The organism is Peribacillus sp. FSL H8-0477, assembly GCF_038002765.1.
Taxonomy (GTDB): Bacteria; Bacillota; Bacilli; order Bacillales; family DSM-1321; genus Peribacillus.
The window spans coordinates 2186244-2200854 of record NZ_JBBODE010000001.1 but is presented as its reverse complement, the minus strand read 5'-3'; the positions used below and the strand labels follow the sequence as shown (position 1 = coordinate 2200854).

The 14611-nt window shown below is 39.0% G+C and carries 14 protein-coding genes and 1 riboswitch; of the genes, 10 read left to right on the top strand and 4 right to left on the bottom strand.

Features of this window, described 5'->3' with window-relative positions; translation table 11 throughout:
* Positions 1-780, bottom strand: coding sequence for a transporter substrate-binding domain-containing protein (locus MHI18_RS11040; protein WP_340847393.1), 780 nt, complete (start codon positions 778-780; stop codon positions 1-3).
* A gap of 448 nt (positions 781-1228) precedes the next feature.
* Between MHI18_RS11040 and purU the strand changes: the two genes are divergently transcribed.
* Positions 1229-2128, top strand: a complete 900-nt coding sequence (purU, locus tag MHI18_RS11035; protein WP_340847392.1) for a formyltetrahydrofolate deformylase — start codon at positions 1229-1231, stop codon at positions 2126-2128.
* Positions 2129-2161: 33 nt separating this feature from the next.
* Here purU and MHI18_RS11030 read toward each other — a convergent pair whose 3' ends face one another.
* Together MHI18_RS11030 and MHI18_RS11025 are read right to left on the bottom strand one after the other, a co-directional pair.
* On the bottom strand, positions 2162-2836 hold the full coding sequence (locus tag MHI18_RS11030) for an SIMPL domain-containing protein (protein ID WP_340847391.1): 675 nt from the start codon (positions 2834-2836) through the stop codon (positions 2162-2164).
* A gap of 107 nt (positions 2837-2943) precedes the next feature.
* Complete coding sequence (locus MHI18_RS11025; RefSeq protein ID WP_340847390.1) at positions 2944-4473, bottom strand: FAD-dependent oxidoreductase; 1530 nt, start codon at positions 4471-4473, stop codon at positions 2944-2946.
* Between the two features lie 402 nt (positions 4474-4875).
* Between MHI18_RS11025 and MHI18_RS11020 the strand changes: the two genes are divergently transcribed.
* Together MHI18_RS11020 and MHI18_RS11015 are read left to right on the top strand one after the other, a co-directional pair.
* Complete coding sequence (locus MHI18_RS11020; protein WP_340847389.1) at positions 4876-6069, top strand: ParM/StbA family protein; 1194 nt, start codon at positions 4876-4878, stop codon at positions 6067-6069.
* 8 nt (positions 6070-6077) lie between these two features.
* A complete protein-coding gene (locus tag MHI18_RS11015; RefSeq protein ID WP_340847388.1) occupies positions 6078-6641 on the top strand; it encodes a hypothetical protein in 564 nt (187 codons plus the stop codon).
* A 41-nt stretch (positions 6642-6682) separates the two neighbouring features.
* Here MHI18_RS11015 and MHI18_RS11010 read toward each other — a convergent pair whose 3' ends face one another.
* Positions 6683-7978: an NCS2 family permease gene (locus MHI18_RS11010; protein ID WP_340847387.1), complete on the bottom strand. Its 1296-nt coding sequence runs from the start codon at positions 7976-7978 to the stop codon at positions 6683-6685.
* A gap of 273 nt (positions 7979-8251) precedes the next feature.
* Here MHI18_RS11010 and MHI18_RS11005 point away from each other — a divergent pair, with 273 nt between their 5' ends.
* The 7 genes from MHI18_RS11005 (at position 8252) to MHI18_RS10975 (ending at position 14425) form a co-directional block, all read left to right on the top strand.
* Positions 8252-9574 (top strand): DEAD/DEAH box helicase, encoded by a 1323-nt coding sequence (locus tag MHI18_RS11005; protein WP_340847386.1) that lies wholly within the window; start codon positions 8252-8254, stop codon positions 9572-9574.
* A gap of 163 nt (positions 9575-9737) precedes the next feature.
* Entirely contained in the window at positions 9738-10085 is a 348-nt protein-coding gene (locus tag MHI18_RS11000; RefSeq protein WP_340847385.1) for a lmo0954 family membrane protein, read from the top strand.
* A 21-nt stretch (positions 10086-10106) separates the two neighbouring features.
* Positions 10107-10754, top strand: a complete 648-nt coding sequence (locus MHI18_RS10995; protein WP_340847384.1) for a PspA/IM30 family protein — start codon at positions 10107-10109, stop codon at positions 10752-10754.
* Between the two features lie 83 nt (positions 10755-10837).
* Complete coding sequence (gene liaF, locus MHI18_RS10990; RefSeq protein ID WP_340847383.1) at positions 10838-11575, top strand: cell wall-active antibiotics response protein LiaF; 738 nt, start codon at positions 10838-10840, stop codon at positions 11573-11575.
* Positions 11572-12597: a sensor histidine kinase gene (locus MHI18_RS10985; protein ID WP_340847382.1), complete on the top strand. Its 1026-nt coding sequence runs from the start codon at positions 11572-11574 to the stop codon at positions 12595-12597. Before liaF ends, MHI18_RS10985 begins: the two co-directional genes overlap by 4 nt.
* A complete protein-coding gene (locus MHI18_RS10980; RefSeq protein WP_040374617.1) occupies positions 12598-13230 on the top strand; it encodes a response regulator in 633 nt (210 codons plus the stop codon). It abuts the gene before it with no gap.
* Positions 13231-13246: 16 nt separating this feature from the next.
* Positions 13247-14425, top strand: a complete 1179-nt coding sequence (locus MHI18_RS10975; RefSeq protein ID WP_340847381.1) for a class I SAM-dependent methyltransferase — start codon at positions 13247-13249, stop codon at positions 14423-14425.
* Positions 14426-14495: 70 nt separating this feature from the next.
* Positions 14496-14604, top strand: a riboswitch (SAM riboswitch).
* Positions 14605-14611: the final 7 nt, after the last annotated feature.

Below are 14611 nucleotides of genomic sequence, written 5' to 3'. Positions count from 1 at the left end.
TTATTCAGGTTTTGTAGTAATGTCTTCTCCGAAGTACTTTTGACTTAACTTCTTAAGCGTTCCATCTTGTCTTAATTCCTCAAGAGCCGTATTAACGCGTTTTAATAATTGTGGATTGTCTTGAGGGATAACAATGGATTGCTCGCTTCGTTCAATCAGTTGACGACCGACGATGTCAAATCCAGCTTTAATCGCTGTCTTACCTGTAACGAAATCGGTGATTACTGCATCGTGTCTGCCTTCACTCAAGGCCTTCAGTGCAGTAATATCACTGTCATAGGTCTTAATATTCTTTGAGTATTCAGCGGCGGTGTCGGCATACGTAGAGCCTTTTGAAGCGGCGATTTCTTTTCCTTTAAGATCTTCTATATTTTTTACCTTACTATCAGGACGGACGAATATTTGTGGACCAGAATAATAATAAGGAGTTGTAAAGGAAACATGCTTACTTCGTTGCGGGTTGACCGTATGACTAGCCACGGCTGCATCAGCCCGTCCCGTTTTAACACCTTCAACGATTCCTTTGAACTTGATTCGTTTAGGTACGGGTTCTAAGCCAAGTTTTTCTGCGACTGCTTTCCCAACCTCAACGTCAAATCCTGTGACTTCCATGTCATCTTTTACAAAACTGAATGGTTTAAACTCACCAGAAGATGCAAATACGAATTGATCCTTCTGAATCAGTTTGGTTCCATCCTCAAGCTGTTCTTTTTCAGCACAGCCAGAAAGCAAAACAAGTATAAATAATGTCGATAAAATAGTTATCAATGATTTCTTCATTCGAAAAACGTAACCTCCTTCGCGACTAGACTGATAATTACATACCCATATTTACAATTGAGTAATCATTTAGTTAGTAAAAAAAGTATTTTATGATAATAGTAAATCCATTTCTTACTAGAAAAATAGGTTAAAAAATCCACAGACCAAATGATCCGTGGATGTCTATTTTTTAGTTTGTGAGGGCATATAAGTGCTCAGTTTTTTGATTTACGATATTAATTATACGGTTGCTTTTGTTTTCATTCGATCATCGAATTTCTTGGCTGCTGATGTTATGAAGATGAGTGAAGGATAAAAGTCATTGAAGAACGTAAGAGGGGGGTAACGGGAGTATTGAATAATCGTGGAATTATGATGGAAAAGGTGAGGTTTTACATTGGTTCATTTTTTATCATGGATGCAATGAAGTATAATGAGTAAAAACAAATGAGAGGCAGTTGTTGAAATGACTTCGGGAGTAAAGGATCAACTAAATAATTTTATAGAAAAGCATGTAAATACGGGACGTTTAATGATCAAATGTCCTGACCAGCCTGGGATTGTTGCTGCAGTAACCGCTTTTTTAAAAGAATACAATGCTAACATTGTTGAGTTGAGCCAGTATTCCATTAATCCTAACGGCGGCACATTCTTTACTCGAATAGAGTTTGATTGTCCTGATTTGACTAACAAAGTTTTGCAAATGAAGACATCCTTTGCGGAAATTGCGGATCAATTTGAAATGGAATGGACGTTATCAAAGGTAAGCAGTCTGAAAAAAATGGCCATCTTTGTCTCCAAAGAGCCTCATTGTCTGCTTGAATTATTGTGGGAATGGCAAAGCGGTGATTTAATGGCTGATATTGTTCTTGTCATTAGTAATCATGCGGATAATCGCCAGCTTGTCGAATCCCTTCAAATTCCTTTTTACCATATTCCGGCGAACAAAGAGATTAGACAGGAATCGGAAAAAACACAGTTAAAACTATTGGCAGATTATGAAGTGGATTTCATCGTATTGGCAAGGTATATGCAGATCTTAACCCCTGACTTCGTTGCAGCCCTGCCGCATCGGATTATTAATATTCATCATTCTTTCCTGCCGGCGTTCATCGGAGCCCGCCCATACGAACGAGCATATGATCGAGGTGTGAAACTGATTGGAGCGACTTCTCATTATGTAACGAATGATTTAGATGAAGGGCCAATTATAGAACAAGATATTGATCGAGTAGATCACCGTGATAATGCAGAAGACATGAAGAAAATCGGTCGTTCAATCGAACGTCGTGTTTTAGCTAGGGCTGTTAAGTGGCATGTCGAAGATCGTGTAATTGTTCATCAAAATAAAACAGTTGTCTTTTAAAAAGAACTCCAGCGTGTTTAGCGCTGGAGTTTGTTATTTATATTCATACTCTACTTGGACTCTAGCCGATATAGTTAATTCCCCCGGTTGAATGGGGGTGGCGGCTGCTTTACTGAAGACATTTGCTTGATAAAGAACAGGCAGAGGTTCTCCGGATAGTTCAACCACTTTTAGTGGAGTAGGGGCTAGGGTAGTTCGGATGGTTTGGGTAATGGCCAAGGCTTTTTGATAAGCATTTCTTAGTGAAATTGATAACGCCTGATTGTAAACTAATTCAGGATTAGCCAATGAAAAACGTATGTTTGAAACGGAATTAGCACCATTCTTAACAGCTGTATCAACAATTACACCGACTTGGTCAATTTGGCTGGTTAGGATATCAATCATGTGGGTAACTTTATAATTCCTGAAAATCTCTTTTCCATCTTGGAAATCATATTGGGGTTCTATTCGATAATCAGTCGTTTTAATATGATCATCGGGAATGCCTAGTGAAGTCATTGACGTCAGCACATTAGCTACGATAAGGGCATTTTCTTGCTGAGCAGAGGCAGGATCAATATTTTCTGTTCGGACACCTAAAGAAATGGTTGCTTGATCAGGAGACGCTCGGACAATTCCTTCTCCATTTACACGTAATGTATAATCCTTTTCTAAACGAATCAGGTCATTCAAAGCGTGCCAATCTTCACGAGAATCATTTGTCATAATATGTACCCTTCCTTTCTGGTTCATCTCCATCTATTATACGACTTGGGAATTGTTTACATGTCAACAAAAAGAAAAGAAGCAAGGCGACTTGGCCTTGCTTCTTTTTAAATATCTACCTTTTTTAAAGGAATCACAGCTGGTCCCTCAAGCACTGTTCCATCAATAGAATAGCGAGATCCATGGCATGGGCAGTCCCAAGTTGTATCTCCGCTGTTCCAGGCTACCTCACAGCCTAGATGGGTGCATGTTGAATCCACAACATGAAGCTGACCGGTTTGATCTCGGTAACAGCCGGATTTTTCACCATTAACTCGTATAATGGCTGCCTCTCCAATAGACAAATCTTCCAAGCTTTGAGGACTTACCGATAATTTTCCTTTGATTAATTCCTTTGCGACATTTGCATTTTCAGTGACAAAGTTTTTAAGACTTTTCGCTTCAAATCTGGAAGGATCAAATAGAGAGGCATAGCGATTTTCTTTGTCTAAGATACGATCCGTTAGAATCTGTGCAGCTAGAGTTCCGTTGGTCATACCCCACTTTCCATATCCAGTTGCAATCAAAATGGTTGGATGGTTCTTCGTTGCTGCCCCAATATAAGGCACCTTATCAACGGTAATAAGATCCTGCGCTGACCATCTATAAGGAATGTCCGTTACACTAAAAAATTGATGGCTAAAGGCTTGCAGGGCTTCATAATGCTCCATGGTTGGAATGCCTTGACCGGTTTTATGGCTTTCTCCGCCAACGAGGATTAAGCGTTCGCCATCAATTATGGTGTCCCGAAGAGAACGTGAAGGACTATCAGCACTGAGATACATTCCGCCTGGGTACTCTTCAGCTGTTTTGATGCCTAATACATAGGACCTTTCTGGATGCATACGGGTAAAATACAAACCAATCTCGTCATTAAAAGGGTAATGGGAAGCAGTCAATACATACTTACATGTAATGGTCTGACCAGAAGACGTATGAATTACTTGTTTAGAACCCTCTTCTTCAACTTTGGCAGCTGTAGTATGTTCATAAATCTTGATTCCGGCATCAACCAAAGTAGGAATCAGTGCAGTTAAATATTTAAGGGGATGAAATTGTGATTGATTCTTCATAACAACGGCTGCCTTACACGGAATAGAGAAGGGAATACTTTCAGTATATTCACATGGTATTCCCAGCTTTTCATAAGCTGTAAATTCCGCTTGGATTTTGGGTATGTATTCGTCCGTCCCTGCGTAAACGTAAGCATCCTCCGTCGTTAAATCACAATCAATATCATGCGTATTTACGATGTCCCGTATAAAGTGCATGGCTTCATTATTTGCTTCATAATATAGTTTTGCTTTTTCTTCACCAAAGTCCTTAATCAATTGATCGTAAATTAGGCCGTGTTGTGAGGTTATTTTAGCTGTGGTATGCCCAGTGGTCCCATTTAAAAGGTCACTGGCTTCTATGAGTGTTACTGACAAACCTTTATTTGCGAGTAAGTAGGCAGCCGTAATTCCTGTAATTCCTCCTCCTACAATGGCTACATCAGCTGTGGAATTTTTTTCAAGTGCAGGGAACGTTGGAAAGGGGAGGTTGTCCCTCCAACAAGGTTCTGGCTGTTTTGGAAGATGATCATTTTGGCTAGTCATATATGTGTCCCTCCAGTTCATTTATTCGTTTCGTATTCTCCATTTATTACCATACCCATATCTTGTTCAATTACTCTTTAAATTTTAATTTCGAGAGGAAAATCATTAATGATTTCGTATGTCTAAATAAGAAAAAAATGGATGTATACAAAAAACGTATACATGTTTACAAAAACGTATACATGTATACGAAAAGTGTGTACATGTATACAAAAGTGTATACATGTTGATATAACGGGATGTGTACAAAAATGTATACATGTTTACAATTTTGTACACAAGTGTTAGGAATTAGTTCATCTGATTTCCAGGTGATTTTAATAGCTATTAATTCTTGTATTAATCTGTATTTACTATAAAATGAAATGGAAGATAGTAGGTAAGAAAGGGATGGTTAATAAAATGAGTTATTCAAGAATCGCAGCAATTGATGTAGGTAATGATGCAATTAAAGCACTTTTTGGGAAATTAGATTCAGAGTTATATATTCCTAATGTTATTGCACAAGACATAGCAGACCGTCCGGTAATCGGAATCGAAGATTTAAATGATAATGATCCAATTGAAGGAATTCATATTCGTGTTCACTCTCCAGCATTACAAGAAAACAATATGATTTACCGTGTGGGAAATTTAGCTACTAAGAGTGATAATCCATCAGAATTGGATCCAGGCAGCAGTAAGTCCGAGGAAGATCAAACATTAATTATGTTATTTGCTGCACTTGCTCTTGATGCTGTTAAAGACGAAAACGCATCAAACTTTAAGAAGGCTAATAATGTAGTAGATGCCAATTACACGCTTGGTACTGGTTTACCGTTAAGAGAAGTAAAAGAAGGCAAGGATGTTGGTTATCGTTCAAGATTACTAGGATCTGTCCATCAAGTAGAGTTCTTGGTTACACCGAAATACCAAGGAATTAAAGTAAATATTAAATTTGATGAAGTGAAAGTGTACCCAGAAGGTTTTGCTGCTTATATCAATTTAGTTATGGATAATGAGTTGAACATTATTAATAGAGATTTAATCGATAAACAAATCCTCATCCAAGATATTGGTGGTCTTTCGACAGATATCGCGGTCATTCGAAACCGTAAAGTGGATGATGATAAAGCACAAGGATTTAATTTGGGTGTTGCAGAAGCACTAGAATCTATTAGAGAAGAAATTCGCAGTAAACATGGCGTAGAATTGGACAGCAGACGAGACGTTGTTGACATAATTACTAAGAAAAATGACCGCAATCATATTATGGTACGCGGAAGCCGGACAAGCGTTCATGATATTACGGATCGTATCTTAGGTGAACTGGCTAAGAAAGAATACCGCCATCTTCGCAATGTTTGGCAGAAGAATTCTCAAACGGAAATCTGCTATTTTGTTGGTGGAGGAGCCATTGTACTTAAGGATTATTTGAAGAAATTAAATAATAACTTAGATGGTTATAATATCGACTTCTTTGAAGACGAAAAAGAAAGCATCTGGATGATGGCGAATGCCTATTATAAATTAATTTCTGATTACGCCAAAAAAAATGCTAAACAAGAGCAAATTCAAAGCAAAAAGGATGTTCAAAAATCCGGCATGACTAAGTAGGCTGAAATATGAAAAAAACAAATGCATCTGAAATACAGCGAGGCCAGGCGATTACGTTTCGAATACCGTCTGACACACCCGATCATGTATTAAGACAGCTTCAAAAGTTAAAGGAAACAGAGAAACGAAATTTTTCTAGTAAGATAGCCGAATTTGTGCTTGAGAATGTTGGAAACTCAACTGTACAGGATCGGGAAATGATTAAAGTGCCCCTTCCGCATAAGCTAAGTAAAGGCCAAAGAGATTGGCTCAAACACGCTCATTCTGAAGCAATGCTTGGAACCATTTTATATCATATATTGTCTGATCCATTAAGAGCGACGTCCTTATTGGCTTCTCTGACCAGCAATGCATTAGAGATTGATGATGCCCTTTATTTGCAGGAGCAGCCCGTTACAGAAGATCAAGAAGTAGAAGAGGATATTCACATACGCTTACCCGTATCTGAAGCTGAATTGGATAACTTTGATTGGAATGACAGTGCAGCAGTGGTGGAAGAGAGCAGTGAAGAAGTGAAAGAGGAAAGCCTTGATGATTTATTGGGTGATTTTCTTGCTCAAATGAATAAATAATAAAAAAGATGCAGCCGCATAATGAGGCTGCATCTTTTTTATTATCTTGCTAAGAAGATCAGTTGATATAAGAATAAAATAGCGAATACGTATACGAAAGGATGAACCTCACGGATTTTCCCTTTTGCAATTTTCATAATAGGATAGGCGATGAATCCAAGAGCTATTCCATTAGCAATGCTTGACGTTAATGGCATGGTCACAATCACCAAGAAAGCAGGGAAGGCTTCGTCAAAATCATGCCAATTGATGTCTGAAATACTTTTGATCATAAAGCATCCTACAATGATTAAACTTGGTGCAGTAATAGCGGCAACATCTGATAAAGAACCGATTAAAGGACTGAAGAAAGCCGTTATTAAGAATAAAACAGCTACCGTTAAGGCAGTTAGACCAGTTTTACCACCAGCTCCTACTCCTGCTGAAGATTCTACGGAGGCAGCAGTTGGACTTGTTCCAAACACAGCTCCTACAGTCGTTCCGATGGAGTCGGCAAAAAAGGCACTGCCTGGTTTTTCAAGCTTCCCGTCCTTTAATAACCCTGCTTGACGAACAATCCCTAGAAGGGCTCCTGTCGTATCAAACAGCATAACAAGTAAAAAGGAGAAAACGACACCATATAAACCGTAATTTATGACATCATTGAACGATGTAATCGGATTTGTGATGAGCGCGCCTTCTGGTAAGTGCGGCAAGGCAGCAATTCCGTTGAAATGTAACTGACCGGTAAAGTAGGCAATTAAAGCTGTGATGACCATACCAATGAAAATGGATCCTTGAATGTTTAAGGTCATTAAGATGATGGTTATGATTAAGCCTATTAATGTCAGTGCGACCTTTGGATCTGTAAAATCACCCAAGGCTACTAAGTTGGTTGGGTGATCGGCGACTATACCAGATAGACGCAGGCCGATAAAAGCAATGAATAGACCGATACCAGCACTGATCGCATGCTTCAAATTATCGGGAATAGCTGTGATTAGCTTTGTCCTGAATGATGTTAAAGATAGAATCAAGAAGATGATCCCAGTTACAAATACAGCAGAAAAGGCAACTGTATAAGAAATATTATAAGTACCCAGTACGGAATAGGCAAAGTAGGCATTTAAACCCATTGCCGGTGCAATAATAATTGGGTAGTTAGCAAGGAAGGCCATGCATAATGTCCCGACTAGTGTAGCAATTATCGTTGCGGTAAAAGCTTGGTTAAAAGGTACACCAGCTTCTGATAAGATCTTCGGATTAACAACAATAATATAGGCCACGGTTAAGAATGTAGTTAAGCCTGCAATAATTTCTGTTTTAACGGTTGTGTTCCGTTCTTTAAGTTTAAACATGATGCCACTCCTTTTAATATAGAAACCTCCTTGCCATGTTGGATTCTTTAGGCAAGGAGGAATAGACTGCCGATAAACGGCAATTTTTTCTGTATGCATTAGTTTGTACATAATTATAAATCCTATAAATTATAATCAAGTTCTCTTAAAAGCACAATAACAGGATAAGGAAGTTCTACAAAAGAACAGGTATAAAAGAAGGTCGTGAAACGTGGTATACTTGCTAAAAGAAGTAAGAAGAAAAAAACTCTTCGGAGAGTAGGCAGGTACGAAATGAAATTTACTGAACTAGGAATAGATGGACCAATAGAAGAAATGTTGAATTATATGGGGATTACATCTCCAACGCCGATTCAAGAGCAAGCAATTCCTGAGATACTAGCCGGCAGGGATGTAATAGGCAAGGCGCAAACTGGAACTGGAAAAACCCTGGCTTTTTTACTGCCGATTATTGAGCACACCGATACGGAGACACCTTATATTCAGTCACTTATTGTCACCCCGACAAGAGAATTAGCTCTGCAGATTACTGCAGAGCTGACGAAATTCGCGGAACAAATAGAGGACTTTCATGTCCTTGCTGTATACGGGGGGCAAGATGTAGACCGCCAATTGAAAAAACTAAAACGCAGTATATTAGTCGTGGTTGCTACTCCAGGAAGATTGTTAGATCATACGAGAAGAGGAACAATCGATCTATCAAAAGTGAAACATCTGGTCCTTGATGAGGCAGATCAAATGCTTCAAATTGGTTTCTTGCCTGAGGTTGAGGAAATCATTGAAAATATTCCAGCTGATAGGCAGACGCTGCTTTTCTCGGCAACGATGCCAGAACAAGTTATTTCTCTATCTAAACGGTTTATGAATAATCCGCTTACAATTGCGGTGGAGAACAGCCAGGTTACAGTTAAACAAATCCGTCAGGTGGTTATTGAAACCACGGACCGTGCTAAGCAAGCATCACTTATTAAAATCATTGATGAAGAACAACCCTACTTAGCGGTTATCTTCTGTCGAACAAAGCGCAGGGTATCTGTGTTAAATGAAGCGTTAAAGAGTGCTGGTTACAATTCAGACGAACTGCATGGGGATATCTCACAAGCGAAACGTGAACGTGTCATGAGAAACTTCCGGAATGCTTCCCTTCAGTTTTTAGTAGCGACAGATGTAGCTGCGAGGGGTCTTGATGTTGAGGGGGTTACGCATGTCTTTAACTATGATGTTCCAGAAGATGCTGAAAGTTACATTCATAGAATCGGCCGGACTGGACGAGCAGGTGAACATGGTTTAGCAGTAACGTTTATCGCTACAAAAGATTTGCCGATTTTAAAAGATATCGAAAAGGGCATCGAGATGAAAATCGATCGTAGACAGCTCGAAGGCATTGTTATGAATGAGCCTACAAGGGCGACTGCTAAGCCAAAACGAGTTCAGGGCAATAATGCTCGTTCTGATTTCAATAAGCGCCATGGCAAGCCGAGCAGCCCAGGTAAAAGCTCTGGGAAACCTTCTCCTTCAAGAAAAAGAGGCGCAAATTCAGATAGCGGCTTTGCAGCCAAATCAGGAAATGGACGAAGTGATTCACGTAAGAGATAAATGAGTGTCATTCTTTAGCCCTGCTGCGCTATGCAGCAGGGCTTGTTTGCGTTTTTCTTAGTTGAAATACGTCGCAGGACCTATGTGAAAATACCTCTGTAGCTCATTATAAGAAATCCATCAAATAGCTATGATAGAAATAAGGAAAGGAGGTACGGTTACTATGATGAAAAAAGCAGGCTTAATCATTATTGGAGGAATTGCAGCGATCATTGCTCTTACAAATGTTGGCCCATTAATCAGCTTGATTATCTGTTTAGCCATTCTTTATTACAGCTTTAAACAATTGCTTAAATCAGAAAATACAGGAGCAAAAATTACCTGGGCAATTATTGTGCTGGTAGCATTAATGGCATCTGTATCACATGTACCTGCAATACTCGGACTTGTGGCAGCATATATCGTCTATCTTGTGTATAAGAAATGGAACGGAGACAAAAAAACAGTTAATGAAGAATCATCAGATCCTTTTACAAACTTTGAAAAACAGTGGGCAAATTTGAAGAAATAAAAAAACGGAGGAGTGTTTTATATGAATGACCTATTTTCACGAATGAAACAAACACTAACAGCTGATTTTTATCATGTACTTGATAAAATGGAACAGAAAAACCCAATAGCACTGCTCAATCAATATTTACGTCAGGCCGAAGCGGAAACTGAAAAGGTCCGTCAGCTGGTCGAGCGTCAGTATCAATTAAAAGCCGAATTTACGAAGGAACTTGCTGAAGCGGAGGGGTTAGCTGAAAAACGGAAGAATCAAGCGAAGATTGCAGAAAAAGCTGGGGAATCAGAGCTGCAGGCCTTTGCTATTCAAGAAAATGAACTTTACAGCACACGTGCACTCCGAATAAAAGAAGCATTAGTTAAGGCGGAAAAGCAGTTGAACGAACTGGAGTATAAGTACAGAGAAATGAAGCATAAATTAAAGGACATGAATATAAGAAGAATGGAACTAATGGGTAAAGAAAACATTGCTCATGCCCATCAACGTATGAATCAAGTAATCGATGCTGGCAGTACGTCAAGTTCGTCAACAGGAAAATTTGAAGATACAGAAAACTACTTGGATAATTTGGAGCAAAGAATTAACTCAAACTATCAAAGGCAAAGTATCGATGCCCGAATTATTCAACTAGAAAAGGATATGAAAAAAGAAGAAACACACTCAATTTCGTAATCATGGTATTCTTAAAAGGCGTAGTTAGCTGCGTCTTTTTCGTAATGAATAATCAACAGGGTTGATGAGAGAGGAGGATCAGGATGTTTAAACAAGTAAACACAGATTATATCAGCTGGATCTTTTTAATTGGCCTTATCTCGCTTATTATGGAACTTGTTTTTTTTGACGGCGGACTTATCTACACCCTAGCCCTCTCCATCGGCTGCTTATTTATAGGTAAAAAAAAATACCATCGAAAAATAGGGAAAATACTGTTTTTTATTGGGGTATTTAGCGCGATTATTATTGTGTTAAATATGTTCGTATTCAAATTTTTTCTCCTCGTGATTCTTGCATATGCCCTCTATGGTTTCTATTTATCTAAACAAAATCCAGAAAAAGTACAGTTAATGTTGACTGAACCTAAACCAAATACCGAAGAAAAAGAACAGTTGATTAAAACAAGTTATTTATTCAGTAATAAACTAATAGGATCGCAGCAAACCCAAAAGTCAGTCTACGAATGGAATAATGTCAATATTCAACGAGGAATTGGTGATGTAGTCATCGATTTAAGCAATACAATCCTTCCAAAAGGTGAAACCATTATTTCGATAAGAAGCTTGGTCGGAAACGTAAAAATCAAAATTCCGTATGATGTTGAAGTGAACCTTCACCACTCAGTCGTAATCGGCAGAGCCGTTATCTTTCAGAATCATGAAAAGCGGATGTATAATCAGATTATTTCCTGCCAAACAGAGGGCTTCAATAAGGCTGTTCAAAAAGTGACCATTATCACCTCCGTCTTCATTGGAAATATCGAGGTGAATCGGGTATGAATGTGATGACTCGCCAGATTGTCTATGCCTTTGTTATTGCGCTCATAACTGCAATTGTTGTTCCGGCTCTCGTCTTCTACGTTTATCCTTTAGAGAACTGGCGAAATCTCTGGGAAATGAAACTGCTTAATCTATCATTTATCATTGCTTTTCCGAGTATCCTTTTATTTGTAGGAATTGTATATGGAATATTATCAGGAATATACTGGCGCAGACAAATGAATAGGCTTAGTGATGATTTACACTTAGTTGAATTAGGCCGGCCAATTCAGTCTTTTGATGATTATTCTTTACTGGAATTTAAAACATTAGCCAAACAGGGAGAGCAGATACAAAAGCTTGGAGCAGAGCAGGCAAAGTTAGCGCAGAAGCTTGCTACTGAAAAGGCAGAAGACCAGGAAAAGCGGATTCAGGAAATTGTATCTCAGGAAAGAAACCGATTGGCAAGGGAATTGCACGATTCCGTCAGCCAGCAGTTGTTTGCTGCTTCCATGATGATGTCCGCCATCACCGAAAACAATGAACAGGATAAACAACTTCCGGTCGTGGAAGGAATTATTCATCAGGCACAGCTGGAGATGCGGGCATTGCTTTTACATCTTAGACCTGTACCATTACGAAATAAATCTCTGCAAGAAGGAATCCAAGAGCTTTTAGAAGAATTAGCTCAGAAGGTGCCAATGAAAATAGAGTGGAAAACAGAATCTATCCAACTTGATAAAGGGATAGAAGATCATCTGTTCCGAATTCTACAAGAATCAGTATCTAATACATTAAGGCATGCCAAAGCAAATAGTATCGATGTATTACTAATTGAGCGTGATGAGATGGTTATTTTACGCATTGTAGACGATGGAATGGGATTTGAACTCGATCAAACGAAAACGGGTTCGTATGGTTTGCAGAATATGAACGAACGAGCAGTAGAGTTAGGCGGGTCGCTGAAAATTGTCAGTGTTCCTCGAAATGGAACACGACTAGAAGTCAAAATACCACTACTACAGACTAAGGGGGATACCTAAGTGATTAGTGTCTTGTTTGTGGATGACCATGAAATGGTTAGAATAGGAGTAACTGCTTATCTATCTGCACAGCCTGATATTACCGTGATAGCTGAGGCAGATGACGGAGCAGCGGGTGTTAAACTAGCCCTGGAATTACGTCCGGATATTATTTTAATGGATCTAGTTATGAAGGAAATGGACGGGATAGAAGCAACTAGAAACATTATGCAAAGCTGGCCGGAAGCAAAGATTATTATTGTGACAAGTTTTCTGGATGATGAAAAGGTCTATCCAGCTCTTGAAGCAGGTGCAGCCAGCTATATGCTTAAAACGTCAAAAGCAAGTGAAATTGCAGACGCAGTTCGTTCGACATACCATGGCCAGAGTGTATTAGAGCCAGAGGTTACAGATAAAATGATGAAAAAAATGCGTAGTCATGCTAGTAAACTTCCTCATGAACACTTAACAAATCGTGAGATGGAGATTCTGCTTTTGATGACGCAAGGGAAAACGAATCAAGCCATTGCTGATGAATTATTTATTGCCGTCAAAACAGCAAAAGTGCATGTGAGTAATATTTTAAATAAGCTTGAGGTCCAAGATCGTACACAAGCAGTGATTTATGCGTTTCAACATCAACTAGTGAAATAACTTTTTGGAGGATTCTATGTATTTACAGACAGTTACGATGATAGGCACAGAGTTAGAAAAAGCAGGAATTCCGTACCAATTTATTGGCCAAGCGTCATTAAGGATCCAAGGTGCATGCATTTCTGAAGAATCAATAATTGAAGCATCTGTCCAATGGGATGTTTTAGACGAAGCGAGAAGGATACTTACTAAGTATTCACCGACAGACATTAGCAGTAGTCCAGAATCTGCTGGTTTCAGTTTTACAATCGAGACCATTTCCGTTTACATAAGCTGTGAATACAATACAACCATTAAGACAGATCCATACCGAATATCGGTAAAAGTAGATCATACAGATATTTGGTGCCAATCGGTTTATAGTTACTTTTATAACGAAGAAATGGCGCGTTACAGTGATCAAATTCATGCTTTTTTAGCGAAAGAACAGCAGGGGTTTACAGCTGAAAATGAACAAGCCTGGAACCAGAATAATTATAGTGCTCTTTTAAATCGTTATGGAAAACCTGAAGCACTTGTTGAAAAAATCAAGCAAAATCCTAAGTGGAGACTCAAACCTTTTTATCAGTATATGGGTAATCTTCAAGAAAAATCAGTGATGCATTTGATGGGCTCAAATGGTGTTAAAGCAGTGGCGATGGCACTCCTTGGGGCAAAGGTCACAGTAGTTGACTTTTCAAAAGAAAATGCAGCATTCGCTAGAGAGCTGGCTGATGCGGCAGACGTTCCGGTCGAGTATATTGTTTCAGACGTGCTCTCACTACCTGAGAGTGAGGGGGCAGATCTTGTCCTGATGGAACTTGGTGTCCTCCATTATATGATTGATTTACAGCCGTTAATGGAGAAAATTAAATCCTTATTAAAACCAGGCGGTCATTTTATTTTGCATGAATTTCATCCGATTTCCACCAAATTAATCACGTCTAGTGGTAAAAAACATAAAGTAAGCGGCAATTACTTTGATCCATCTATTGAAAAAAACCAAGTCGCCTTCACCAAACATATGCCTGATGAGGAACAAAAAAGCTTGTCCCAGGTAGTGCAACGGAAGTGGACACTCGGAGAGCTTATCACCGCCATTGGGCAATCAGGCTTAATGATAAAGGTGTTAGAAGAAGAACCAAACCATAAAGTGCATGATATGGGGATTCCGAAAACGTATACGATTGTTGCTGAAAAACTAAATTTAGAATAATTAGAATTATTCATTGCAGTAAACCGACTTTTATAGTAGGATTAGTTTATCTTTTAACCAATTAAATAGTGTCTTATCAAGAGAGGTGGAGGGAACTGGCCCTATGAAGCCCGGCAGCCGCTGACATTTTGTCAGAATGGTGCCAATTCCAGCGGAGCATATGCTCTGAAAGATAAGTGAAGGCTA

Coding starts and splice junctions, on each gene's coding strand:
- MHI18_RS11025 (WP_340847390.1), bottom strand. CDS start 4,473: ATGACTAGCCAAAATGATCATCTTCCAAAACAGCCAGAACCTTGTTGG.
- MHI18_RS10995 (WP_340847384.1), top strand. CDS start 10,107: ATGAATGACCTATTTTCACGAATGAAACAAACACTAACAGCTGATTTT.
- MHI18_RS11020 (WP_340847389.1), top strand. CDS start 4,876: ATGAGTTATTCAAGAATCGCAGCAATTGATGTAGGTAATGATGCAATT.
- MHI18_RS11000 (WP_340847385.1), top strand. CDS start 9,738: ATGATGAAAAAAGCAGGCTTAATCATTATTGGAGGAATTGCAGCGATC.
- MHI18_RS11010 (WP_340847387.1), bottom strand. CDS start 7,978: ATGTTTAAACTTAAAGAACGGAACACAACCGTTAAAACAGAAATTATT.
- MHI18_RS11040 (WP_340847393.1), bottom strand. CDS start 780: ATGAAGAAATCATTGATAACTATTTTATCGACATTATTTATACTTGTT.
- liaF (WP_340847383.1), top strand. CDS start 10,838: ATGTTTAAACAAGTAAACACAGATTATATCAGCTGGATCTTTTTAATT.
- purU (WP_340847392.1), top strand. CDS start 1,229: ATGACTTCGGGAGTAAAGGATCAACTAAATAATTTTATAGAAAAGCAT.
- MHI18_RS10975 (WP_340847381.1), top strand. CDS start 13,247: ATGTATTTACAGACAGTTACGATGATAGGCACAGAGTTAGAAAAAGCA.
- MHI18_RS11030 (WP_340847391.1), bottom strand. CDS start 2,836: ATGACAAATGATTCTCGTGAAGATTGGCACGCTTTGAATGACCTGATT.
- MHI18_RS10985 (WP_340847382.1), top strand. CDS start 11,572: ATGAATGTGATGACTCGCCAGATTGTCTATGCCTTTGTTATTGCGCTC.
- MHI18_RS11015 (WP_340847388.1), top strand. CDS start 6,078: ATGAAAAAAACAAATGCATCTGAAATACAGCGAGGCCAGGCGATTACG.
- MHI18_RS11005 (WP_340847386.1), top strand. CDS start 8,252: ATGAAATTTACTGAACTAGGAATAGATGGACCAATAGAAGAAATGTTG.